At 75.1% G+C, this 21,915-nt stretch carries 17 protein-coding genes and 1 pseudogene; 4 read left to right on the forward strand and 14 right to left on the reverse strand.

The window, feature by feature from the left end:
* Nucleotides 1-1,111: pseudogene (locus tag V6V16_RS00005) on the reverse strand (transposase); the annotation flags it as partial.
* Nucleotides 1,112-1,151: 40 nt separating this feature from the next.
* On the reverse strand, nucleotides 1,152-2,114 hold the full coding sequence (locus V6V16_RS00010; protein ID WP_334558286.1) for a DNA primase: 963 nt from the start codon (nucleotides 2,112-2,114) through the stop codon (nucleotides 1,152-1,154).
* Between the two features lie 117 nt (nucleotides 2,115-2,231).
* Here V6V16_RS00010 and V6V16_RS00015 point away from each other — a divergent pair, with 117 nt between their 5' ends.
* Nucleotides 2,232-2,573, forward strand: a complete 342-nt coding sequence (locus tag V6V16_RS00015; protein ID WP_334558288.1) for a PadR family transcriptional regulator — start codon at nucleotides 2,232-2,234, stop codon at nucleotides 2,571-2,573.
* 22 nt (nucleotides 2,574-2,595) lie between these two features.
* Here the strand turns inward: V6V16_RS00015 and V6V16_RS00020 are convergent, their stop codons facing one another.
* The 10 genes from V6V16_RS00020 to deoC all read right to left on the reverse strand — a co-directional run bounded on the left by V6V16_RS00020 (nucleotide 2,596) and on the right by deoC (nucleotide 14,229).
* On the reverse strand, nucleotides 2,596-3,255 hold the full coding sequence (locus V6V16_RS00020) for a permease prefix domain 1-containing protein (protein WP_334558290.1): 660 nt from the start codon (nucleotides 3,253-3,255) through the stop codon (nucleotides 2,596-2,598).
* Nucleotides 3,256-3,343: 88 nt separating this feature from the next.
* Nucleotides 3,344-5,182 (reverse strand): thiol reductant ABC exporter subunit CydC, encoded by a 1,839-nt coding sequence (cydC, locus tag V6V16_RS00025; protein ID WP_334558292.1) that lies wholly within the window; start codon nucleotides 5,180-5,182, stop codon nucleotides 3,344-3,346.
* Nucleotides 5,179-6,855, reverse strand: a complete 1,677-nt coding sequence (gene cydD, locus V6V16_RS00030; protein WP_334558294.1) for a thiol reductant ABC exporter subunit CydD — start codon at nucleotides 6,853-6,855, stop codon at nucleotides 5,179-5,181. Before cydD ends, cydC begins: the two co-directional genes overlap by 4 nt.
* Nucleotides 6,852-7,859, reverse strand: coding sequence for a cytochrome d ubiquinol oxidase subunit II (locus V6V16_RS00035; protein WP_334558295.1), 1,008 nt, complete (start codon nucleotides 7,857-7,859; stop codon nucleotides 6,852-6,854). The genes cydD and V6V16_RS00035 overlap by 4 nt, the downstream gene beginning before the upstream one ends.
* Before the next feature lie 9 nt (nucleotides 7,860-7,868).
* Complete coding sequence (locus tag V6V16_RS00040) at nucleotides 7,869-9,119, reverse strand: cytochrome ubiquinol oxidase subunit I (protein ID WP_334558296.1); 1,251 nt, start codon at nucleotides 9,117-9,119, stop codon at nucleotides 7,869-7,871.
* Between the two features lie 318 nt (nucleotides 9,120-9,437).
* Nucleotides 9,438-10,343 (reverse strand): M56 family metallopeptidase, encoded by a 906-nt coding sequence (locus tag V6V16_RS00045; protein ID WP_334558297.1) that lies wholly within the window; start codon nucleotides 10,341-10,343, stop codon nucleotides 9,438-9,440.
* A 9-nt stretch (nucleotides 10,344-10,352) separates the two neighbouring features.
* Nucleotides 10,353-10,817, reverse strand: a complete 465-nt coding sequence (locus V6V16_RS00050; protein ID WP_334558299.1) for a BlaI/MecI/CopY family transcriptional regulator — start codon at nucleotides 10,815-10,817, stop codon at nucleotides 10,353-10,355.
* A gap of 198 nt (nucleotides 10,818-11,015) precedes the next feature.
* Nucleotides 11,016-11,840: an aldehyde dehydrogenase family protein gene (locus tag V6V16_RS00055; protein WP_334558300.1), complete on the reverse strand. Its 825-nt coding sequence runs from the start codon at nucleotides 11,838-11,840 to the stop codon at nucleotides 11,016-11,018.
* Entirely contained in the window at nucleotides 11,833-13,263 is a 1,431-nt protein-coding gene (locus V6V16_RS00060; protein WP_334558301.1) for an aldehyde dehydrogenase family protein, read from the reverse strand. The genes V6V16_RS00055 and V6V16_RS00060 overlap by 8 nt, the downstream gene beginning before the upstream one ends.
* 6 nt (nucleotides 13,264-13,269) lie before the next feature.
* Nucleotides 13,270-14,229, reverse strand: coding sequence for a deoxyribose-phosphate aldolase (gene deoC / locus V6V16_RS00065; RefSeq protein ID WP_334558302.1), 960 nt, complete (start codon nucleotides 14,227-14,229; stop codon nucleotides 13,270-13,272).
* A gap of 133 nt (nucleotides 14,230-14,362) precedes the next feature.
* Here deoC and upp point away from each other — a divergent pair, with 133 nt between their 5' ends.
* Nucleotides 14,363-14,995 (forward strand): uracil phosphoribosyltransferase, encoded by a 633-nt coding sequence (gene upp / locus V6V16_RS00070; RefSeq protein ID WP_334558303.1) that lies wholly within the window; start codon nucleotides 14,363-14,365, stop codon nucleotides 14,993-14,995.
* Between the two features lie 65 nt (nucleotides 14,996-15,060).
* A complete protein-coding gene (locus V6V16_RS00075; protein WP_334558305.1) occupies nucleotides 15,061-15,738 on the forward strand; it encodes a GOLPH3/VPS74 family protein in 678 nt (225 codons plus the stop codon).
* A 52-nt stretch (nucleotides 15,739-15,790) separates the two neighbouring features.
* Here V6V16_RS00075 and V6V16_RS00080 read toward each other — a convergent pair whose 3' ends face one another.
* Nucleotides 15,791-17,515 carry a phospho-sugar mutase gene (locus V6V16_RS00080; protein WP_334558307.1) on the reverse strand — a complete coding sequence of 575 codons (1,725 nt, stop codon included), beginning with the start codon at nucleotides 17,513-17,515 and terminating at the stop codon, nucleotides 15,791-15,793.
* A 36-nt stretch (nucleotides 17,516-17,551) separates the two neighbouring features.
* Nucleotides 17,552-19,708 carry a serine/threonine-protein kinase gene (locus tag V6V16_RS00085; protein ID WP_334558308.1) on the reverse strand — a complete coding sequence of 719 codons (2,157 nt, stop codon included), beginning with the start codon at nucleotides 19,706-19,708 and terminating at the stop codon, nucleotides 17,552-17,554.
* A 208-nt stretch (nucleotides 19,709-19,916) separates the two neighbouring features.
* Here V6V16_RS00085 and V6V16_RS00090 point away from each other — a divergent pair, with 208 nt between their 5' ends.
* The gene (locus V6V16_RS00090) at nucleotides 19,917-21,500 is read left to right on the forward strand and encodes an acyl-CoA mutase large subunit family protein (protein ID WP_334558310.1); all 1,584 of its coding nucleotides are present in this window, start codon (nucleotides 19,917-19,919) and stop codon (nucleotides 21,498-21,500) included.
* The last annotated feature ends 415 nt before the right edge of the window (nucleotides 21,501-21,915 follow it).

Below are 21,915 nucleotides of genomic sequence, written 5' to 3' on the forward strand. Positions count from 1 at the left end.
CCTCCGACTTGGCGCCGCCGGCGGGCGGGCGGCCGGGCAGATCCGCGCCGCGGGGGGCGCGGCCGGGCAGGTCGGCGGGGGCGCGGCCGGGAAGGTCCGCGTCGGGCTGGGTGCGGCCGGGCAGGTCGTTGCCGGTGCGGGCGCGGACCGGCAGGTCGCCGACCGCGTCGCCGTGCCGGGCGGCGGCGCGGCGACCCGGGGCGGGCGTGCCGACGCGGTCGTCGAGCGCGCCGACCAGCGCCTCGCAGCCGGCGTCGCAGGCCCGGACGGAGGCGACCGCCTGCCGGACGGTCTCCGCCACGGCCGAGGTGAGTGCGCGGTTGACGGTGGCGCGCCGGGGCGTCTCGCTGATGGCCACCCGGAGAGCGGTGACCGCGTCGGTGAGCTCGTCGGCGGCGGCGACCCCGTCGGCCGCGAGGCGTGCCGCGACGGAGTCGGCCGGTGCGTCGCCACCGCGGCCCGTGCTGCCGCCGAGCATGCCGGGCTCCGGCAACGCGTCCAGCACGGCAAGCGAGACCCGCTCGGCCGGGTCCGGGTACGCGCGCAACGCGGCCGGGTAGAGCTCGCGGAGCACCTCGCGCAGCGCGACCGCTGCCGAGTGCCGGCCGCTGGCCAGGGCGGCGTGCGCCGAGAGGACCTGCTTGTAGCCGGCGAGGTCCCGGGGGGCGGGGAGGGTGACGGCGGAGAGCGCGCCGGCCTGCAGGGCGCGGGCCAGGCCGACGGCGCGCCGCTCGACCGGCGAGGACTGCATCTCCTCCAGGGAGTCGTCGTCGGCGAAGCGCTCGGCGAAGTCGTCGACCGAGTCGTCGTCGGCGATCGCCAGCGGACGACCGGCGGCGCTGAGCAGCGAGGTGACGGTGTGGTCGTCGCTGTCGGCGGCGATGGCCGCACCGCTCGGCCCGCCCGACCGCTCCACGAGCAGCGCGACCAGCTGGGCGTAGCCAGCGGGGTCGTCACCGATCTCGCAGACATGCAGCAGACGGCCTGCGTCGTCGACCACAGCGGACGTCAGCGTCGAACCGGCCGAGGCCGGTCGGTCGGCCGAATCCGCCGAGGCCAGACCGCAGTACACGCGCACGAGCGCCACGGCGTCGTCCTCCTCCCGGGACACAAGGCTTTCACTGCCAGAGACTGATGCTCCCCGTAAAGGGTCAGTCGCGCCAGTCCACGACCGCAGAGATCTTGCCGACAATGGTGCGCCATCCGAGACTTGCGGTTTGTGCCCCGATTTTCTTCAGCCGCCGCCGGCCGAGGAACCCGCCGACGCCGCCGTTGACCGTGGCACGCAGGGCTTCGTCCAGGTCATCGAGGCTGGAACCGGCGGAGAGCATGTCCAGCACCGCGGGCAGCCGCAGCGCGTACGCCAGGTCGCGGGCCACCTCACCGGCCTCGATGAGCAGGGTCGAGTCCCAGGTGTCGTGCCCGCCGCGCAGGTTCTCCACCACCAGGTCGAGCTCGTAGATGTCCTCGTCGAGCGGCGCGATGTCGGCCGGTTCCACCCGTTCGGACAGTTCGTTCCAGCTGTCCAGTTGGGACAGGTCGTTCGGCGCGCCGGAGCGGATGAAGCTGACCAACGACTCGGGCGTCTTGAAGAGCAGCAGCTTTCCCCGGTGGCTGAGGAAGGCCGGAACCTCCTCGTCGCCCGCCTCGTCCTCGTCCTCGGAGGCGGTCTCCGCGTCCTCGTCGGCGGTCCCGTCGCGGCGGCGGCCCTTGGCCTCCTCCTCGTCGCTCTCGGCGAACTCCTGCGCGACCTCCTCGTCGAGGATGACGACGGCCTCGTCGTCGTCATCGTCGTCCTCGACGACCTGACGGCGGGCCAGGAAGGGGTCGTCCTGGTCGCGCTCGGCGACGTCGGTGGGGGTCAGCTCCCGCGCCGGCCGGTACGCGCGCAGCGTGTAGCCGGTGCCGGAGGGCAGCGCGATCTCGACCGGGTCGATACGCAGCTCGTCCCAGAGGGCGCGGGCGGCCTCGGCCGAGACGGTTGCGGTGCCGGACTCGGCCGGGGCGTCGGCGAGCTCGGGCTCGTCGACGTCGGCGAGTTCGGGCTCGTCGGCGTCGGGCCGTTGGGGCGACTGGCGGGCCACGCTGACCTCCGTGTGCTTCGGGTTGCCCACCCGCCGGCGTCCGCCGCCGACGAGTGACTCTGGGCACATACCCTAGTGGGCGTCCCGGCGGGCCGGTGTCCGCACCCCGGTGGCGTCCCGGGTCGCCGACAAGTAGCCTTGCTACACATGAAGGCCCAGGCGCTGCACGGACACCTCGACGCCTTGCTGCTCGCGGTGCTGGAGCAGGGCTCGCTGCACGGCTACGCGATCATCGAGGCGCTGCGCAGCCGCAGCGACGGCCACCTCGACCTGCCCACCGGCACCATCTACCCGGCGCTGCGCCGGCTGGAGCGGGCCGGGCACGTGGCCAGCGCCTGGAGCACCGTCAACGGGCGGGAGCGGCGGACGTACCAGCTCACCGACGAGGGGCGGCGGGCGCTGGCGGGCGAGCGCTCCGGGTGGCGCGAGTTCCGCTCCACCGTCGGCCGCTTCCTCGACGCCGACGCTCCGCCGGCCACGCCGGCCTGAGCGGGGGCGGCCCGGCCACGGGTCAGCGGGCGGCGTGCAGCCAGGTGCGGGCGGCCCGACCCAGCCAGAGATAGCCGGCGCCGGCGACCACCACACCGATGATCATGGGTGGCCAGGTGAGCGCGGCGTCCCAGAGTCCGATCGACCACCAGAAGAGGGCCGAGCCGGCCAGCACGCCGAGGGCGAGGACCCCGGTCAGGGCCGTCCCCAACGCCCGGTCGGGGACACCGCCGCGCCGCGCCGACCGGCCGGCCAGCACCAGCCCCAGGGCGGCCAGCACGAAGGCGGCCGCCCAGATCCAGCCCACCGACGCCGACAGCAGCTGGTAGGTGGCTGGTGGCGGGGGACCGGTCCAGCTCGCCCCCCGCCAGGTGAGGTCGCCGGCGACGAACGCGACCGTGGCGACCGCGACGACCCGCAGCGACAGCCCTCGCAGCGCCCCCGCCGCCAGCTCCGCCTGGTAGGCCGGGGCGAGCTGCGCCGGCGAGCCGAACTCGGCCACCGCCCGGCGCTGCGCCTCCGTCGCCGGCAGGCCGTCCTCCCGGTACGCGTCGACGGCATCCAGCAGGCCGTGCCGCGCCTCGGTCAGCAGGTCGGACTTCAGCCGACGCGGTCCCCGCAGGCGCGCGTCCAGCTCCCGCAGCCGCTCCTCCACCACCGTCGCGTCGTTCTCGCCCCGCATCGCCCCACCCTGTCACGGGGCGCCGCCGGACGTCCTCGGGGAGAACCCTGGCCCGACCCGGAGGTGACGGGCCGGGGCGAGCGGCCGGTCAGGTGCCCAGCGCCAGGTATCCGCGCTCGGCCGCCTCCTGGACCAGCCACTGGTCCCGGTACCAGCCGGGAGCCGCGACCAGCTCGGCGTGCCGGCCGCGCTGCGCCACCCGGCCCGCGTCGAGGACGAGGATCTCGTCCAGCCCGGCCAGCCCGCTGAGCCGATGGCTGATCAGCAGGACGGAGTGCCCGGCCGGGGTGGCCGCCAGCGCGGAGGCGAGCACCGCGTCGGCGGCGGCGGGGTCGAGCCCCTCGGTCGGCTCGTCGAGCACCAGCACGCCCGGCGCCGCGAGGAGCGCCCGGGCCAGCGCGAGCCGCTGCCGCTGCCCGCCGGAGAGCTGGCCTCCCTCCTCGCCGACCACGGTGTCCCAGCCGTCGGGCTGCTCGCGTACCCAGTCCAGCAGCCCCGCCGCCGCGGTCGCCGCCGCCAGCGCGTCCTCGCCGGCACCGGGCCGGCCGAGCAGCAGGTTCTCCCGCACGGACGCGTGGAAGACGTACGCCTCGGCGAGCAGCCCGCCGACCGCGCGGGGAAGCTCCCCGGCCCGGTACGCAGACAGCTCCCGCCCGTCCAGGGTGACCCGCCCCTGCGCGGGGCGTACCGCGCCGGTGAGAACCGCCGCCAGCGTGCTCTTGCCGGCCCCGCTGGGCCCGACCACCGCGACCCGTCGACCGGGCGGCAGCGCCAGGCTGAACCCGTCCAGCGCGGGCGGGACGCCCTCCCGGTAGCGGACGGTCACCTCCTCGAACCGCACGTCGTACGGCCCGGGGCCGACCTCCGCGCCGTCGGCGGCGGGGGGACCGGCCGGGGCGTCCAGCAGGGCGGCCACCCGGGTCAGGCCCGTCCGGAGCTGGGTCCACTGCCGGGCGGCCCCGACCAGCGCCAGCGCGATCTCGACGGCGGCGAGCGCGCCGACCGCCAGGACGCCGACCAGTACCCCGTCGACGCCGTCGGCGAGCGCGGCGAGCACCACCGCGCCGGCGGTCAGCCCCGCCACCAGCACCCCGGCCGCGTCGACCGCGAAGCCGGCGGCGGCGAGCCGCCGCTCCAGCCGGGCCAGGCGTCGGGCGCGGGTGTCGGCCGCCGCCAGCGCGTGCCCGGTGGCGCCGAACGCGGCCAGGTCGGCGGCGCCGTGGGTCAGGTCGACCGCGTCCGTGGCGAGGGCGCCGCGCAGCGGGGCCAGTTCGGCGGCGGCGCGCCGGGTCAGGGCGGTGGCCAGCGCGGGCAGCGCCACCCCGGCGACCAGGAGCCCGACCGCCAGTACCCCGGCGGCGGCCGGCGACATCAGCGCCGCCCCGCCCACCGCGAGTACGCTGACCAGCGCCGCCGCCGAGGCCGGCACCAGCACCCGCAGCAGCAGGTCCTGGACCGCCTCCACGTCGGAGACGAGTCGGCTCAGCGCGTCGCCGGAGCGCTGCCGGGACGCCGCCCGGGCGGCGAGGGCGCCGAAGACCCGGGCCCGGACGTCGGTGATCAGCCGCAGCACGGCGTCGTGCCCGGCGAGCCGTTCGGTGTAGCGGAGCACGCCCCGGCTGATCGCCAGCGCCCGGACCGCGACGATCGCCACGGTGAGGCGGTCCAGCGGGGGCCGGCCGGCGGCGCTCATCAGCAGCCAGGTCGCGGTGGCCATCAGGGCGAGGCCGGCGAACTCGGTGGCGGCGGCGAGCAGCCCCGCGCCGAGCAGCCGGTTCAGGTACGGCCGGGCCAGCCGCAGCACGGCCCGCTCGGCGGAGCCGGCGCGGCCCGGGGCGGGCCGGCCGCCGTCGGCCGCCCGGGCGCCGGGTGCGTCACCGGGGTGGCTCCGCGCCCGGGTGCCGGAGGACAGCGGCTCGTCGCTCATCGGGTCGCCTCCCCGGCCGCCGTGGGCGTCAGCTCCGTGACCCGGCCGTCCTCGATGCGCAGGATCCGGTCCGCGTCGGCGAGCAGTGCCGGCCGGTGCGCCACCAGCAGCGCCGTCCGCCCGGCCACCAGCCGGCGGGTGGCGTCGAGGACGACCGCCTCGGCGGCGGTGTCCAGCCGGGCGGTCGGCTCGTCGAGCAGCACCAGGGGCGCGTCCCGCAGGAACGCGCGGGCCAGCGCGACCCGCTGCCGCTGCCCGCTGGAGAGGCCGTGCCCGCGTTCGCCGAGGACGGTGGCGAGCCCGTCGGGCAGCCCGGCGACCACGTCGTCCAGGGCGGCGTCGTGCACCGCCGGGGCGAGCGCGGCGTCCGGGGTGTCGGGGGCGCCGAGCCGGATGTTTTCGGCCAGCGAGGCGGCGAACAGGTGGGCCCGCTGCGGCACCCAGGCCACCTGGCGCCGCCAGGCGTCCGGGTCGGCGCCGGCCAGGTCGACCCCGCCCACGGTGACCCGGCCGGCGGTCGGGGTGACGAAGCCGAGCAGCAGGCCGAGCAGGGTGCTCTTGCCGGCGCCGCTCGGCCCGATCACGGCGACCCGCTCGCCCGGACGGATGGTCAGCGTGACGTCGCGCAGGGCGGTGGTGCGCTCGTACTCCACCGTCACCGCCTCGAACCGGATCTCGCCGCGGCCGTCGGGGGCGGCCGCGCCCTCGCCGCGCGCCGGCCGCGGGGCGCCGGCCGAGAGGGTGAGCGCCTCGTCCAGCGCGGTGAGCCCCTCCATGCTGGCGTGGAACCGGGCGCCGGCGGCCCGCAGCGGCAGGTACGCCTCCGGGGTGAGCAGCAGCACCAGCAGCGCGGTCTGGAGGGTCAGCCCGCCGCCGAGCAGCCGTACGCCCACCGGCACGGCGACCAGCGCCACCGAGAGGGTGGCCACCAGCTCCAGCACCAGGGCGGAGAGGAAGGCGATCCGCAGCGTCTTCATGGTCGCCACCCGGTGCCCGTCGGCCATCCGGCGGACCACCTCGGTCTGCGCCCGGGCCCGGCCGAACGCGCGCAGCGTGGGCAGCCCGGCGACCATGTCGAGGAAGTGCCCGCCGAGCAGGGAGAGCCGCCGCCACTGCCGCTCGGTGGCGGCCTGTGCCTGCCAGCCGAGCAGCGCGCCGAAGATCGGGATCAGCGGCAGCGTCACCGCGATGATCAGCGCGGAGCTCCAGTCGGCGACGAAGATGCGGACCAGCACGGCGAGCGGCACGGTGACGCTGAGCACCAGCTGCGGCAGGTAGCCGGTGAAGTACGCGTCCAGCGCGTCCAGCCCGCGCCCGGCCAGCGTGGCGAGCTGCCCGGCGCGCTGGCCGGCGACCCAGCCCGGACCGTGCCGGCCGACCGCGCCGAGCAGGTCGGCGCGCAGCGCCGCCTTGACCGTCGCCGCGGCCCGCGCCGACACCGTGCCCTGGGCCCAGACCAGCAGCGAGCGGGCGGCCACCGCGGCGGCGAAGCCGGCCAGCGCCGGCCGGTGCAGTTGCCCTTCGAACGCGGTCGCCAGCAGCGCGGCCAGCGCCGTGGCCTGCGCGACCACCAGCCCCGCGGCCAGCACGCCGAGCAGCGCGAGCACGGCGAGGTCGCGCCGGGCCCCCGGGACCCGGCGCAGCAGACGCGGGTCGAAGGGACGGCGGTTCACCAGTACACCGGCGCCCTGCCGTCGATCCGTCCCCGGAACACCCACCAGCACATCGCCTGGAAGCCTAGTAGGGCCGGCAGGAGCGGTAGCGTCAGCCAGCCCAGTATCCGCAGCGTGGGGGTGCTGGCCGCCGCGTCGGCCACGGTCAGCGACGCGCCGGGGTCGACCGTGGAGACCAGCGCGTAGGGCCAGAGGGCCGCGCCGACCAGCGCCACCGGCAGCGCCAGGGCCGCGCCGGTGGCGGCGAAGGCCAGCCCCGGCCGGCCCCGGTCGACCGCCACCCGGGCCCCGAGCAGCGCCGCGACCAGCAGGAACAGCAGCGGTACGGCCACGGCCGGCTGCTGCACGGCGGCGCGTACGTCGGCGGAGAGCAGACCGAGGACGGTGGCCGCGCCGACGGCGGCGAGCGCCACCGGGACGAGCCGGCGGGCCAGCCGTCCGACGGGCGCCGCGTCGGCGGCCGGCAGCCGGAGGGTGAGGAATGTCGCACCGTGCAGCGCGACCAGTGCGACGACGGCGAGCCCGGCGGCGGCCACGAACGGGGTGAAGAGGTGCGTCACCCCGGCGACGTGCCCGTCGTCGTGCAGCGGTACGCCCTGGAGCATCCCGGCCAGCACGGCCCCCCAGCCGAGCGCGGCGAGCGCGCTGCCGACCACCACCACCCGGTCCCACCCCGCCCGGCCCCGTCGCCCGGCGGGGCGGCTGCGCAGCTGTACGCCGGCGGTTACCAGGATCACCCCGGTCAGCGCGCCGACCACGGCCGGGTAGAAGCCGGAGAGCAGCTCCCCCTCCAGCACGGGGAACGCGCCGAACAGGATGCCGACCGCGGCCACCAGCCAGACCTCGTTGCCGAGGAAGAACGGGCCGACGGCGTTCAGGGCGGCCCGGCGGCGCGCGGGATCGGCGCCCCGGGCGAGCAGCAGGCCGACGCCGTAGTCGTAGCCACCGAGCACCAGGTAGGTGGCGAAGAAGAGGCCGAGCAGGGCGTACCAGGCGAGTTCCACGGTCGTCTCCTAGGCGAAGGCGGGCTCGGGGCGGGGGTCGGCCGGCGGCTGTTCCGGGCGGCGGCCCAGGGCCGGGTCGTGCGCGCCCCGGGCGGCGTGCTTCGCCAGCAGCACCCAGTTGACGACGGCCAGGGTGCCGAGCAGCAGGCTGAAGCCGATCAGTGAGGTGAGCATCAGCCACGGGCTGACCGGCGACACCGCCTGGTCCACGGGGAGCAGCCCGTACGCGGCCCAGGGCTGGCGGCCGACCTCGCGGGCGATCCAGCCGAGGATCACCGCGACGAACGGCAAGGGCAGGGAGAGCAGGGTCAGCCAGAGCGGGAAGCGCAGTCGGATCACCCAGTCCCGCCAGAGCAGGGGAAGCAGGAACCAGACCAGGCCGAGACCCATGCCGATGAGGGTCATGAAGCCGAGGGCGGCGGCGGAGAGCACGGGCGGGGTGTAGTCGCCCGGGCCGAACCGGGAGGTCCACTCCGCGATCAGGGCCTCGCCCGCCGGGCTGCCGCCGAACTTGGTGGGCTGCGTCTGCCCCACCGGACCGAACTGGGCGTAGCCGAAGCCCTGCAACGGGACGTTGGCCAGCGCCGTGGTGATCAGGCCGATCCGCAGTCCCTTGCGGTGCAGCGCGTAGTCGGGGGTGCGCCGGATCAGGTGCCACGCGCTGACCGCCGCGACCAGCATGCCGCCGACCGTCAGCGCCGCCGCGAGGACGTGCCCGAGCGCCATCCCGAGGCTGGGGTTGGTGAGCAGCGCGGAGAAGTCGGTGAGGTGGGCGATCCCGTCGCGCACCTCGTAACCGACCGGGTTCTGCAACCAGGAGTTGGCCACCATGATCCAGAACGCCGAGGCGTACGCGGTGATCGCGACGCCCCAGAGCAGCGCGAGGTGGACGCCCCGGCGCAGCCGGTGCCAGCCGAAGATCCACATGCCGAGGAACGTCGACTCCAGGAAGAAGGCGACCAGCGTCTCGATGGCCAGCGGCGCGCCGAAGACGTTCCCGACGTAGCGCGACAGCCCGCTCCAGTTGAGCCCGAACTGGAACTCCATCACGACGCCGGTGGCGATGCCGAGCACGTAGTTGATCACGTAGAGCTGGCCCCAGAAGCGGGTCAGCCGCTCGTAGACCGGCTTGTTCGTGAGCACCCAGGCGGTCTGCAGGACGACCAGCAGGGTCACCAGGCCGAGGGTCACCGCCACGAAGAGGAAGTGGATCGAGGTGGTGGTGGCGAACTGCAGGCGGGCGAGGAACAGGGTGTCCATGGCCGGCTCTCCGTACGGTTGGCTCTCTTGTCGTAGCGAGCCTACACGTAGATTGCCTACGCATTACTACTATGGCCCGTCGTAGCGGATCCTACGACAACATGTAGTAGCTGTGGGGGAGGTTGCCGGAACCGGGCGGGGCAGGCGCACCCGGGGCGACCGCGTTCCGGCCAAGCATCGCCGTCCGCCATCCACGCCGCGGTAACCGCGTGCTGGGAGGCGGTGGGCCACGTCCGGGCCCCGGGCGCCCGGGCGGCGGCCGTCCCCGGCGTCGCCGTCTCCGACACGAGCCGGTGGGGCGAGCGGGACGGAGCCGGGTCAGCTCAGGAAGAGCGAAATCGGCAGGGCCGCGACGGTGGTCGCCACGGTCAGCGCGGCGGCCCCGAGCAGCCGGGGCGGCCGGCCGGCGACCAGGAGGCGCTGCACCCGGACGTCGAGGTCCCGGTCGCCCATCCCGAGGGCGCCGGCCGGGGTGATCCGGTTGCCGGCCGCCGCGAAGCGGCGCAGCGCGCCCGCCAGCGGGGCGTCGGCGTGCGACTCGCGGGCCTTGTCGTCGGCCCGCATCTCGACCAGCAGGGCGACCCTATCGTGCGCCTCGCGGACCCAGGCGAACCACGGCAGCGCCCGGCAGAGCGCGGTGAACGGCAGCAGCACCAGGTCGTGCCGCTCGTCGGCGTGCGCCCGCTCGTGGGCGAGCACGGCCGCCAGCTCGGCGCGGTCCAGCAGGTCGAGCGTGCCCGCGCTGACCACCACCCGGGGCCTCATCCCGGGCAGGCAGTACGCCGCCGCGCTCGGGTGGTCGAGCACCAGCGCGCCGGGCACCGTCGGGTCCCGCCGGGCGACCAGGGTGAGCAGGTCCCGGTGCCGGCGCTGGGCGCGTACGGCGCCGTGGATGCTGCGCACGGTCGTGGTCAGCAGGACCGCGCCGATGCCGAACCCCACCCCGACGCCGGCCAGGTGCGGCACGCCCAGCCCGACGGGGAGCGTGTCGTGGCTGAGGTCGGTGGCCAGGGCGACCAGCGCGCTGCCGGTCGGCCGGTCGTAGGCGACCAGGCCCAGGGCCATCGGCAGGCCCATCGCGGAGAGACCGAGGGCCAGCCCCACGGCCTGCCAGCAGACGATGGCCACCCTGGGGCTGCGCCACGTCCAGGTGGAACGGGCCAGCACCTGCGCGATCAGCCAGCAGGCCAGCATCGACGCGGCGAAGTGCAGGGCGTACGCCACGGCCGCCCCCTACCGGTCCGCTGCCTCGTCGGCCACGGGCGCCCGACCGCTCCGGTCGGCCGTCGGCGCCTCGACCCGGTCGGTCAGCGTCTCCCCGCCGGAGGCCGACGCCGCGGCCTGCTTCCCGAGGGCGGCGCGCAGCACCTCGGCCTCCGTGCCGGTCACCGAGCGGGCGAAGCGCACCAGCGCGGCGTCCCGGCTGCCACCGAGGTCGAGGGCGTCGAGCATGAGCCGGGCGATGTGCGCCTCGCGGCTGGCGGCGGCCCGGTAACGCCAGGCCCGCCCCTCCCGCTCGCGCTGCACCATGCCCTTGCCGGCGAGCCGGTCCAGCACCGTCATCACCGTCGTGTACGCCAGCTCGCGGCCGTCCAGCGCGTCGGCCACCTCGCGCACGGTGCTCCCGCCCGACGTGCCGGGGACCGAGTCCCACAGCACGTCCATCACCGCACGTTCGAGGTCACCAAGCCGAGTCACGCCGCAATCCTACCCCCGGTAGTAGACCCCACTCCGCCCAGCACACCACCGCAACCCCACCCACGGCGGCGCTCCAGAGCCGAACCCTCCCACGAACCTGTCCGCGGACGGTTCTCCGGGGAGCCCCACCCGTGCGGGGATCAAGCCTGACCGCCCGGAACGGGCGGGGCTCCCCCGGAAAACCCCGGGACAGAACAGTCACACCCCCTTGGGGTGCCAGACCGTCTTCGTCTCCAGCAGCGTGGTCATCCGGGTGACGCCCGGGTCGGCGGACCAGTCGTGGTCGGCCGGGGCCGGCCGGAGCACCCGCTTGAGGTTCTGCGCCGCCCTGACCTCCAGCTCGGCCGCCAGCTCGGCGTCGGTCACCCCGGTCAGGTCGATGGCGTTGACGTCCATGTGCGCGGCCAGCGTCGGCACGGTCTCGGCGATCCGGCCGGTGAGCAGGTTGACGACTCCGCCGGGCAGGTCGGAGGTGGCGAGCACCTCCGCCAGGGTCACCGCCGCCAGGGGCTGGCTCGGCGAGGTCGCCACCACCACGGTGTTGCCGGTCACGATCGCCGGGGCGATCACGCTGACCAGGCCGAGCAGCGCCGGGGACTCCGGGGCCACCACGGCCACCACGCCGGTCGGCTCGGGCGCCGACAGGTTGAAGTACGGCCCGGCGACCGGGTTGGCGCCGCCGTAGACCTGCGGGAGCTTGTCGGACCAGCCGGCGTACCAGACCCAGCGGTCCACGGCCGCGTCGACCTCGTCACCGGGCACGCCGAGGGCGACGAACTGCTCGCGCCGCCCCTCCAGCATCTCGGCGACGCGGTAGAGGATCTGACCCCGGTTGTACGCGGTCGCCCCGGCCCAGCCCTTGACGGCGGCGCGGGCGGCGACGACGGCGTCCCGCGCGTCCTTGCGGGAGGCCAGCGACACGTTGGAGTCCTGCACGAGATACGACCGTCCCGACTCGCTGCGCGGGAACTTCCCGCCGATGAAGAGCTTGTACGTCTTGCGTACCGCGACCCGCTCAGACATTGAGGTAGCCCTCCAGCCCGTGCCGGCCGCCCTCGCGACCGTAGCCCGACTCCTTGTAGCCGCCGAACGGCGAGGTGGGGTCGAACTTGTTGAACGTGTTGGCCCAGACGACGCCGGCGCGCAGCCGGTCGGCCATCCACAGGATCCGGGAGCCCTTGTCGGTCCAGATCCCGGCCGACAGCCCGTACGGCGTGTTGTTCGCCTTCTCGACGGCCTCGGCCGGGGTGCGGAACGTCAGCACGGAGAGCACCGGGCCGAAGATCTCCTCGCGGGCGATCCGGTGCGCCTGGGTGACCCCGGTGAAGATGGTCGGCGCGAACCAGAAGCCGCGCTCCGGCAGCTCGCACGGCGGCGACCAGCGCTCGGCGCCCTCGGCGGAGCCGGCCTCGGACAGCTCCCGGATCCGCGCCAGCTGGGCGGCGGAGTTGATCGCGCCGACGTCCGTGTTCTTGTCCAGCGGGTCGCCGACGCGCAGCTGGGCCATCCGCCGCTTCAGCGACTCCAACACCCGGTCGGCGACGTTCTCCTGGACCAGCAGCCGGGAGCCGGCGCAGCAGACGTGCCCCTGGTTGAAGAAGATGCCGTTGACGATGCCCTCGACGGCCTGGTCGACCGGGGCGTCGTCGAAGACGATGTTGGCCGCCTTGCCGCCCAGCTCCAGGGTGAGCTTCTTGCGGGTGCCGGCCACGGCGCGGGCGATGGCCCGGCCCACCTCGGTCGAGCCGGTGAAGGCCACCTTGTCCACGCCGGGGTGCTCGACCAGGGCGCGGCCGGTCTCGCCGGCGCCCGTGACGATGTTGACCACGCCGGCGGGCAGGTCGGCCTGCTGGCAGATCTCGGCGAAGAGGAGCGCGGTCAGCGGGGTCGTCTCGGCCGGCTTCAGCACCACCGTGTTGCCGGCGGCGAGCGCCGGGGCGATCTTCCACGCCAGCATCAGCAGCGGGAAGTTCCACGGGATGACCTGCGCGGCCACCCCCAGCGGGCGCGGGTTCGCGCCGAAGCCGGCGTGCTCCAGCTTGTCGGCCCAGCCGGCGTAGTAGAAGAAGTGCGCGGCGACCAGGGGCAGGTCGACGTCGCGGGACTCCTTGATCGGCTTGCCGTTGTCCAGCGATTCGAGCACGGCCAGCTCGCGGGAGCGCTCCTGGACGATCCGGGCGATCCGGAACAGGTACTTCGCCCGGTCCCGGCCCGGCATGGGACCCCAGACCTGCTCGTACGCCTGGCGGGCGGCGCGGACGGCGCGGTCCACGTCCTGCGTGCCGGCCTCGGCGACCTCGGCGAGCACCTCCTCGGAGGCCGGGTTGACGGTCTTGAAGGTGCCGCCGTCGGCCGGGTCGACGAAGTCGCCGTCGACGAAGAGCCCGTAGGAGGCCCGGAGGTCCACCACCGAGCGGGACTCGGGGGCGGGTGCGTATTCGAACATCGGCTATCAGTCCAGGGTGAAGTAGTCGGGACCGGAGTAGGTGCCGGTCGTCAGCTTGGTGCGCTGCATGAGTAGGTCGTTCAGCAGGCTGGAGGCGCCGAACCGGAACCAGTCCGGGTCCAGCCAGTCCGCGCCCACGGTCTCGTTGACCATCACCAGGTACTTGATCGCGTCCTTGGTGGTCTTGATCCCGCCGGCCGGCTTCACGCCGACCTGCCGACCGGTGGCCGCCCGGAAGTCGCGGACCGCCTCCAGCATCACCAGCGTCACCGGCGGGGTGGCCGCCACCGGGACCTTGCCGGTGGAGGTCTTGATGAAGTCGCCGCCGGCCAGCATGGCCAGCCAGGAGGCGCGCCGCACGTTGTCGTAGGTGGCCAGCTCGCCGGTCTCCAGGATGACCTTGAGGTGGGCGTCCCCGCAGGCCTCCTTGGTGGCCACGATCTCGTCGTGGACCTCCGAGTAGCGGCCGGCCAGGAAGGCGCCCCGGTTGATCACCATGTCGATCTCGTCGGCGCCGGCCGCCACGGCGGCCCGGGTGTCGGCGAGCTTGACCTCCAGCGGGGCCTGGCCCGACGGGAAGGCGGTCGCCACGCTGGCCAGGTGGACGCCGGAGCCGCGCAGCACCTCGGCCACGTGCGGGACCATCGCCGGGTAGACGCAGACCGCGCCGACGTGCGGGCAGGACGGGTCGGCCGGGTCGGGGCGCAGCGCCTTGGCCGCGAGGGCCCGCACCTTGCCCGGGGTGTCCGCCCCCTCGAGGGTGGTCAGGTCGACCATCCGGATCGCCAGGTCGATGGCCTGGGCCTTGGCGGTGGTCTTGATGGAGCGGGTGCCGAGCTGTGCCGCCCGCTGCTCCGCGCCGACCTGGTCCACTCCGGGCAGGCCGTGCAGGAAGGTCCGCAGAGCGGTCTCGGATCGTCCCAACTCGGAGAGCTCCGACCGGGCCGACGTCGCTGTCGCCGTCATGCCCCGAAGTCTACGCGTCCGACCAGCGAGTGATCTTGGTCACGGGGGTCCGGGCCGCTCGACAGGTGAGCGAGGTCGCTGCTCCGGCCGCACCCGCAGTGCGGCGGCGGACGGACCGGTAGGTTGAGCGATCGTGGACGTACACGTCATTGACCATCCGCTCGCCCAGTCGCGGCTGACCGCCATGCGGGACGCGCGCACCGACTCCTCCTCGTTCCGGGCGGCGCTGCACGAACTCACCACCATGCTGGTGTACGAGGCCGCGCGCTCGTTCCCGATCGAGAAGTACCCGGTGCAGACCCCCGTCACCGGCACCGAGGGCACCCGGCTGGCCAATCCGCCGCTGCTCGTGCCGGTGCTGCGGGCCGGCCTGGGCATGGCCGACGCCGCGCTCGGCCTGCTGCCGGAGTCCTCGATGGGCTTCGTCGGCCTGGCCCGCGACGAGGAGACGTACGAGCCGCGCGCCTACATGGAGTCGCTCCCGCGCGACCTGAGCGGCCTGCCGGTGCTGGTGCTCGACCCGATGCTGGCCACCGGCGGCTCGCTGGAGCACTGCTGCCGGCTGCTGGCCGACCGGGGCTGCACCGACATCACCGTGCTCTGCGTGCTCGCCGCGCCCGTCGGCATCGAGCGGCTGGAGCGCTCCGGCCTGCCGCTGCGCCTCGTCACCGCCTCGATCGACGAGGGGCTCAACGACCGGATGTTCATCGTGCCGGGGCTCGGCGACGCCGGCGACCGCCAGTTCGGCGGCATGCCCCGCTTCTGAGGCCCGCCGCGCGGCTGCGCGCGAGTTCGTGCGCGAGACGCGCGCAGCCGCTACCGTTCCGGGCCATGACTGGTGTTGCTCTCGCCGAAGAGCTGCTTCTCCTCGCGTACGACGACGAGACCGGCAAGGCGACCATGCCGCGGATCAGCCTCGACCTGGGGATGGCCGCCGCGGTGCTGATCGAACTGGCCCTGGCCGGGCGGATCGTGTACTCCGAGGGGTCCCTGGCGGTGGTCGACCCGACGCCCACCGGCGAGCCGCTCGTCGACGGGGTCCTCGCCCGCCTCGCCTCCGACACGCCGCACAGCCCCTCGTCCTGGGTGCAGCGGTTGCGGCACGGCCTGCGCGACCGGATCCTCGGCGATCTCTGCGCCCAGGGCGTGGTGCGGGACGTCGACGAGACCGAGCTGGGCTTCATCCACGTGCACCGCTACCCGACGGTGGACCCCGCCGTGGAGACGGACGCCCGGCGCCGGCTCGCCGAGGCGCTGGCGAGCGGGGAACTGCCCGACGAGCGGACGGCCGCGCTGGCCACCCTGGTCGCGGTGCTGCGGATGGAACCGGCGCTCGGCCTGACCGGTGACGCGGCCCGGGACGCCCGGCGCCGGCTGGAGGAGATCGCCGGCGGCGCCGGCTTCTCCGGCACGGTCAGCCTGGACGACTCGGTCGTCCGCCCCTCCGTGGGGCTCGTCGTCGCCGCCCTGGGCCGCGCCGTGGACGCCGCCCTCGGCCCGCGCCGCTGACCCGACCGCACGGTTCCGCCCCGACGCCTGAGCGTCGGGGCGGTGAGCCCGGTCAGAGCCCGAGCGCGACGGCCATCTCGGCGCGGAGGGCGGCCACGGCCTGCGTGGCCCGGGCGCGGGCCGCGGCCACGTCGCCGTCCACCACCGGCTGGACCACCTCCAGGTACGCCTTGAGCTTCGGCTCGGTGCCCGAGGGGCGGATCACCACGCGGGCGGCGCCGGTACGCAGGATCACCACGTCCGCCTCCGGCAGCAGGTCCCGCGCCTCGGTGACGGGCTGCCCGAGCAGCGCGGTCGGGGTGGCGGCCCGGATCCGGGCCATGGCGGCGGCGATCTCCCGCAGGTCGTCCACCCGCACCGAGAGCTGGTCGGTGTGGTGCACGCCGAACTCGGCGGCCAGCTCGTCGAGCCGGTCGGTCAGGGTGCGCCCCCGCGCCTTGAGCCCGGCGGCCAGCTCGGCCACGGTGAGCGCGGCGGTGATGCCGTCCTTGTCGCGTACGTGCTCCGGGGCGACGCAGTAGCCGAGCGCCTCCTCGTAGCCGAAGACCAGCGGCTCGGCCCCGCCCCCGGCCCGCACGATCCACTTGAACCCGGTCAGCGTCTCGTCGTACGGCAGCCCCCGGGCGGCGCACATCGCCCGCAGCAGGGACGACGACACGATCGTGGTGGCGTACAGGCCGGTCACGCCGCGCCGCATGAGATGGTCGGCCAGGAGCACGCCCACCTCGTCGCCGCGCAGCATCCGCCAGCCGGGCGGGGTCCCGCCCGACCGGGCCGGGCCGGCGACCTCGCCGCCGGCGCTCGCCGCCGGGCCCGCCTCGCGCACGGCCACCGCGCAGCGGTCCGCGTCCGGGTCGTTGGCGATGGCGATGTCCGCGCCGGTCGCCTCGGCGAGGGCGACCAGCCGGTCGACCGCCCCCGGCTCCTCCGGGTTGGGGAAGGAGACGGTCGGGAACGCCGGATCCGGTTCGGCCTGCTCGGGCACCACGCCGGGCACGGGGAAGCCCGCCCGGGCGAACACCGCGGTGAGCACCGCCGCGCCCACCCCGTGCAGCGGCGTGTACGCCACCGCCAGGTCGCGCGACCCGTCCGGGGCGATGACGGCGGTGGCCTGCTCCACGTACGAGGCCACCAGGTCGTCGCCGAGCAGCTGCCCGGCGGGGCCGAGCGGCACCTCGGCCAGCGGGCCGACCGACCGGATCGCGGCCTCGATGCCGGCGTCGGCCGGCGGCACGATCTGGGCGCCCCCGCCGAGCGCACCGCCCAGCTCCGCGCCGAGGTAGACCTTGTAGCCGTTGTCCTGCGGCGGGTTGTGGCTGGCGGTCACCATCACCCCGGCGACCGCCCCGAGGTGGCGCACCGCGTAGGCGAGCACGGGGGTGGGCAGCGGGCGGGGCAGCAGCAGCGCCGGGCGCCCCGCGCCGGTGGCGACCTGCGCGGTCCGCTCGGCGAACTCGCGGGAGCCGTGCCGCGCGTCGTACCCGATCACCAGCGGGCCGGGGGAGCCCTGGGCGGCGAGCCAGCCGACCAGCCCGGCGGCGGCCTGGGTGACCACCGCGAGATTCATCCCGTTCGGGCCGGCGCGCAGCGGGCCGCGCAGACCGGCGGTGCCGAAGGTCAGCGGACCGGCGAACCGGTCGGCCAGCTCCGGGGCGCTCGCCGGCAGGCGGTCGAGCACCGCCCGCAGCTCCTCCCGGCTGGCCGGGTCGGGGTCGTCGTCGAGCCAGCGCCGGGCTTGCTCGCGAATGTCGTCGATGTCAGTGGTCTCCGCCGGCATGTCTCTTGATAGCACGCCGGCGGATCACCACCGCGCTCAGCCGGCGTCGGTGAGCTGGAACGACCGCACCATCTCGTCGAAGATCGGCCGGCTCTCGGCGAACTTGGCGTCGGTCGAGGTGAGGTAGAACGAGTAGGCCTTGCCCTCGTGGACCACGCCGCGCCACACGCCGTGCCGCTTCTCCTCGCCGTCGCCGCAGGTGTACTCGAACTCGGCGGCCGGCTTGCCGACCCACTCCATCTCGTTCATGGCGACCTGGGCGTAGGGCTTGACGCAGGACTTGGAGCGGGTCTTCAGCCCGTCCTCGGCGACCTCGGCCCAGCGCCTGGAGGTGGTGCGGAAGTCCTCCACCAGGATCCGGACCTTGCGCCCTTCGTCCTCCGGGTCGACGTAGTCCACCCAGTTGCCGGCGCTCTTGAGCTCCCAGCCCTGCGGCACCATCACCCGCACGCCCTTGCCGGCGTGCTCCTTCATCTCCGGGGCGCCGGCCGGGGCCGCCGAGGTCGGGGCGGCCTGCGGAGCGGGCGGGCCCGGGTCGTCACCGCCGGTGAAGAGGACCACCGCCCCGATCAGCAGCACCACGGCCAGGCCCCCGGCGGCGGCGAGCCGCACGTTGCGGGGCCAGGCGCGGACCGTGCCGACGACCCGGCTGCCGATCGCGCCGAGGCGGCCGGCGGGGCCGCCGCCACCGGCCGGGGCCGGCGCGGTGGCCGGGGTCGCCCAGGGCTGCCCGGTGCCGGGCACCGACCACTGGCCGCCGCCGTACGTGCCCCCGACGCGCTGGGTGGCCTCCGGCGGCGGGGCGCCGAAGACGGGCCCGCCCACGGGCCGCTGGGTGGCGTCCGGCTGGCCGAAGGCGTTCGCGCCGGCGCCCAGCCGCTGGGTGGCGTCCGACTGGCCGACGAAGCCGACGAGGCCGGCGGCGTTGGTCCGTAGCTGCTGGGTGGCGTCGGAGCCGCCGGACCCGATTCGCTGGGTCGCCTCGGCGCCGCCGTAGGTGCGGGCCGCCGGCGTCGACCCACTCGGTGCCGGCATCGCGCCGGTGGGGGTGTGCAGCGGCCCGGCCAGGGCGTCGGCGCTGGTGTCCTCCATGGCGGCGGGGCTGGCGGCCGGCTTGGCCTGGGCGGGGCGCTCGCCCCGGCGCAGCGCGGCCAGCCGGTCGGTGAGCGACTCGCCCGGGTCGAGCATCGCCCGCCCGCCGATCTGCCCGCTCGGCTTCGGTTGCTCGGGCTCCGCGGCCGGCGGGGTCGGCACGGGCCGCTGCACCGGGACCACCGAGTAGGGGTCGGTCACCGAGTTCACCGCGGCGGCGTTGCTGGTCAGCGGGCCGGCGAGCAGCTCGCGCAGCATGGCCCGGGCGGTGTGCACGTCGAGGCGGCGGGCCGGGTCCTTTTCGAGCAGGCCCATCAGCACCCGGGCCAGCGGCCCGCTGCGCTGCGGCGGGGCGGGCGGATCCTCGACCACGGCGTGCATGGTCTCGATCGGGTCACCCTTGTCGAACGGGGGGCGCCCCTCCACCGCCGTGTAGAGCGTGACCCCCAGCGAGAAGAGATCGCTCGGCGGCCCGAACTCCTGGCCCATCGCCCGCTCCGGGGAGATGAAGTGCGGCGAGCCGAGCACCATCCCGGGGGTGGTGAGCTGCACGTCGGTGGGCATCCGGGCGACGCCGAAGTCGGTCAGCACGCAGCGGCCGTCGGCGCAGATCAGCACGTTGGCCGGTTTGACGTCGCGGTGCAGCACGCCGATCGCGTGCGCCACCTCCAGCGCGCCGAGCAGGGCGATACCGATCTTGGCGACCACCCGCTGCGCGACCGGCCCGTCCTCGATCACCATGTCGGCGAGGCTGCGGGCGTCGAGCAGCTCCATCACGATCCATGGCCGGCCGCCCTCGGTGACCACGTCGTAGACCTGGACGACGGCCGGGTGCTGGATCGCGGCCGCGGCCCGCGCCTCGCGCAGGGTCCGCTCGTACATCGCGTCACGGTCGCTGGGGGCCAGCCCCGGGGGGAGGACGACCTCCTTGACGGCCACGTCCCGCCGCAGCAGCGTGTCTGTCGCACGCCACACGGTGCCCATGCCGCCGTTGCCCACCGCCGAGCGCAGCGAGTAACGACCACCGATGGTCGTGCCGGGGGTCGCGCGTCCGTTGGGGGGACTGACTTGTCCGCCGCTCCACGTCGGGATCTGAGTCACAGAAAAGCCACCGGGGGAAATCGAGGGGGGCTGGGACACAACCCCCCTATCTTGCTGGGTCCGACGCCCGATGCGAAACCCGACGCGGCGGACGTTTACCGAACTGGAGAGTAAGTACCTGGACGTTCACCTCTCGTCGACGGGTGTCGACCCGGTGTGTGTGGTACCCCTCACCCACCGATGCCGCCGCAGGTCCTACCATCCGCTAATGAGCGAACGGCGGTCAAGCGAGTCCGGCTTCCCGATCAAGGGTGTCTACACGGCGGCGGACCTCCCGGAGGACCTGGAGTCCCGGCTCGGTGGCCCCGGCGAGTTCCCCTACGCGCGCGGCGTCTATCCCACCATGTACACCTCCCGCCCCTGGACCATGCGCCAGTACGCCGGCTTCGGCACCGCCACCGAGTCCAACGCCCGGTACCACCAGCTGTTGCGGGCCGGCACGATGGGGCTCTCCGTGGCGTTCGACCTGCCGACCCAGATGGGCTACGACTCCGACGACCCGATCGCGCACGGCGAGGTGGGCAAGGTCGGGGTGGCCATCGACTCGATCGAGGACATGCGGCTGCTCTTCGACGGCATCCCGCTGGACAAGGTCTCCACCTCGATGACCATCAACGCGCCCGGCTCGGTGCTGCTGCTGCTCTACCAGCTCGTGGCCGAGGAGAACGGCGTGCCCGGCTCGGCCCTGAACGGCACGATCCAGAACGACATCCTCAAGGAGTACATCGCCCGGGGGACGTACATCTTCCCGCCCAAGCCCTCGCTGCGGCTGGTCGCCGACACCTTCGGCTACTGCCGCAAGGAGGTGCCGAAGTGGAACACCATCTCCATCTCCGGCTACCACATGGCGGAGGCCGGCGCGACGCCCGCGCAGGAGATCGCCTTCACCCTGGCCAACGGCGTCGAGTACGTCCGGGCGGCGCTGGCCGCCGGGCTGGCCGTGGACGACTTCGCGCCCCGGCTGTCGTTCTTCTTCGTCGCCCGTACCACCCTGCTGGAGGAGGTGGCCAAGTTCCGCGCCGCCCGGCGGATCTGGGCCCGGCTGATGCGCGACGACTTCGGCGCCAAGAACCCGAAGTCGATGATGCTGCGCTTCCACACCCAGACCGCGGGCGTGCAGCTCACCGCCCAGCAGCCCGAGGTCAACCTGGTCCGGGTGGCGGTGCAGGGCCTCGGCGCGGTGCTCGGCGGCACCCAGTCGCTGCACACCAACAGCTTCGACGAGGCGATCGCGCTGCCCACCGAGAAGGCGGCCCGGCTGGCGCTGCGCACCCAGCAGGTGCTGGCGTACGAGACGGACCTGACCGCCACCGTCGACCCGTTCGCCGGCTCGTACGTGGTCGAGGCGATGACCGCCGAGATCGAGGCGGCGGCGAACGAGCTGATGGACCGCGTCTTCGACCACGGCTCGGCGGTCGACGCCATCGAGGCGGGCTTCCAGAAGCGCGAGATCGAGCAGTCCGCGTACCGGATCGCGCAGGAGATCGACGCCGGCGAGCGGGTGGTGGTGGGGCTCAACCGGTTCACGATCGACGCGGAGGAGCCGTACGAGCCGCTGCGGGTGGACCCGACGATCGAGGCGGCGCAGGCCGAGCGGCTGACCCGGCTGCGCGGCGGACGCGACACCGGCGCGGTCGAGCGGGCCCTGGCCGAGCTGCGCGCCGCCGCCGACGGCACGGAGAACGTGCTCTATCCGATGAAGGACGCGCTGCGGGCCCGGGCCACCGTGGGCGAGGTCTGCGGCACCCTGCGCCAGGCGTGGGGGCTCTACCGCCCGACCGACCGGTTCTGACCGCGCCCGCCCGGCGGCCGTCCGCTCCCGCGACGGGGGCGGGCGGCCGCCTGCCCCCGCGCCGCGACCCGGCGGCTTTGCGTCCCGGCACCCCAACCGGTCGTGCCACCCGGCGGTAATGCGCCGCCCATGGGGCGTTTCTGCTGGTCGCGGGCCTCCTTGGCGGAGCGCTACAGTCGGAGGACGTCCCGCCCCGATCGGCGGCGAGGCCGCGGGAGCGGGCCCGGCGCCGCCGGAGGGGCCCCCACGCGGCGGGGACGCCCGGCCCACCGGTCGCGGCGTGTGCCGGAGGGGTTCGGGGGTATCCGCCCGGACGAGGGCGGACGCACACCGTGTGCGGTCGGCTCGCCACGGACTGTGTGACCGTCTCCGGGGTCGGCGGCGGAGGGCCGTCGGGTAATTGTCGGAGCGTCGG

Origin of the sequence: Micromonospora sp. CPCC 205561, assembly GCF_036906775.1 — a bacterium.
Taxonomy (GTDB): Bacteria; Actinomycetota; Actinomycetes; order Mycobacteriales; family Micromonosporaceae; genus Micromonospora.

Bases quoted from the DNA above. Each gene is read 5' to 3' on its own strand.
- cydC (WP_334558292.1), bottom strand. From the start codon at position 5,182: ATGAGCGACGAGCCGCTGTCCTCCGGCACCCGGGCGCGGAGCCACCCC.
- V6V16_RS00040 (WP_334558296.1), bottom strand. From the start codon at position 9,119: ATGGACACCCTGTTCCTCGCCCGCCTGCAGTTCGCCACCACCACCTCG.
- V6V16_RS00080 (WP_334558307.1), bottom strand. From the start codon at position 17,515: ATGCCGGCGGAGACCACTGACATCGACGACATTCGCGAGCAAGCCCGG.
- deoC (WP_334558302.1), bottom strand. From the start codon at position 14,229: ATGACGGCGACAGCGACGTCGGCCCGGTCGGAGCTCTCCGAGTTGGGA.
- V6V16_RS00015 (WP_334558288.1), top strand. From the start codon at position 2,232: ATGAAGGCCCAGGCGCTGCACGGACACCTCGACGCCTTGCTGCTCGCG.
- V6V16_RS00090 (WP_334558310.1), top strand. From the start codon at position 19,917: ATGAGCGAACGGCGGTCAAGCGAGTCCGGCTTCCCGATCAAGGGTGTC.
- V6V16_RS00060 (WP_334558301.1), bottom strand. From the start codon at position 13,263: ATGTTCGAATACGCACCCGCCCCCGAGTCCCGCTCGGTGGTGGACCTC.
- V6V16_RS00020 (WP_334558290.1), bottom strand. From the start codon at position 3,255: ATGCGGGGCGAGAACGACGCGACGGTGGTGGAGGAGCGGCTGCGGGAG.
- V6V16_RS00055 (WP_334558300.1), bottom strand. From the start codon at position 11,840: ATGTCTGAGCGGGTCGCGGTACGCAAGACGTACAAGCTCTTCATCGGC.
- V6V16_RS00075 (WP_334558305.1), top strand. From the start codon at position 15,061: ATGACTGGTGTTGCTCTCGCCGAAGAGCTGCTTCTCCTCGCGTACGAC.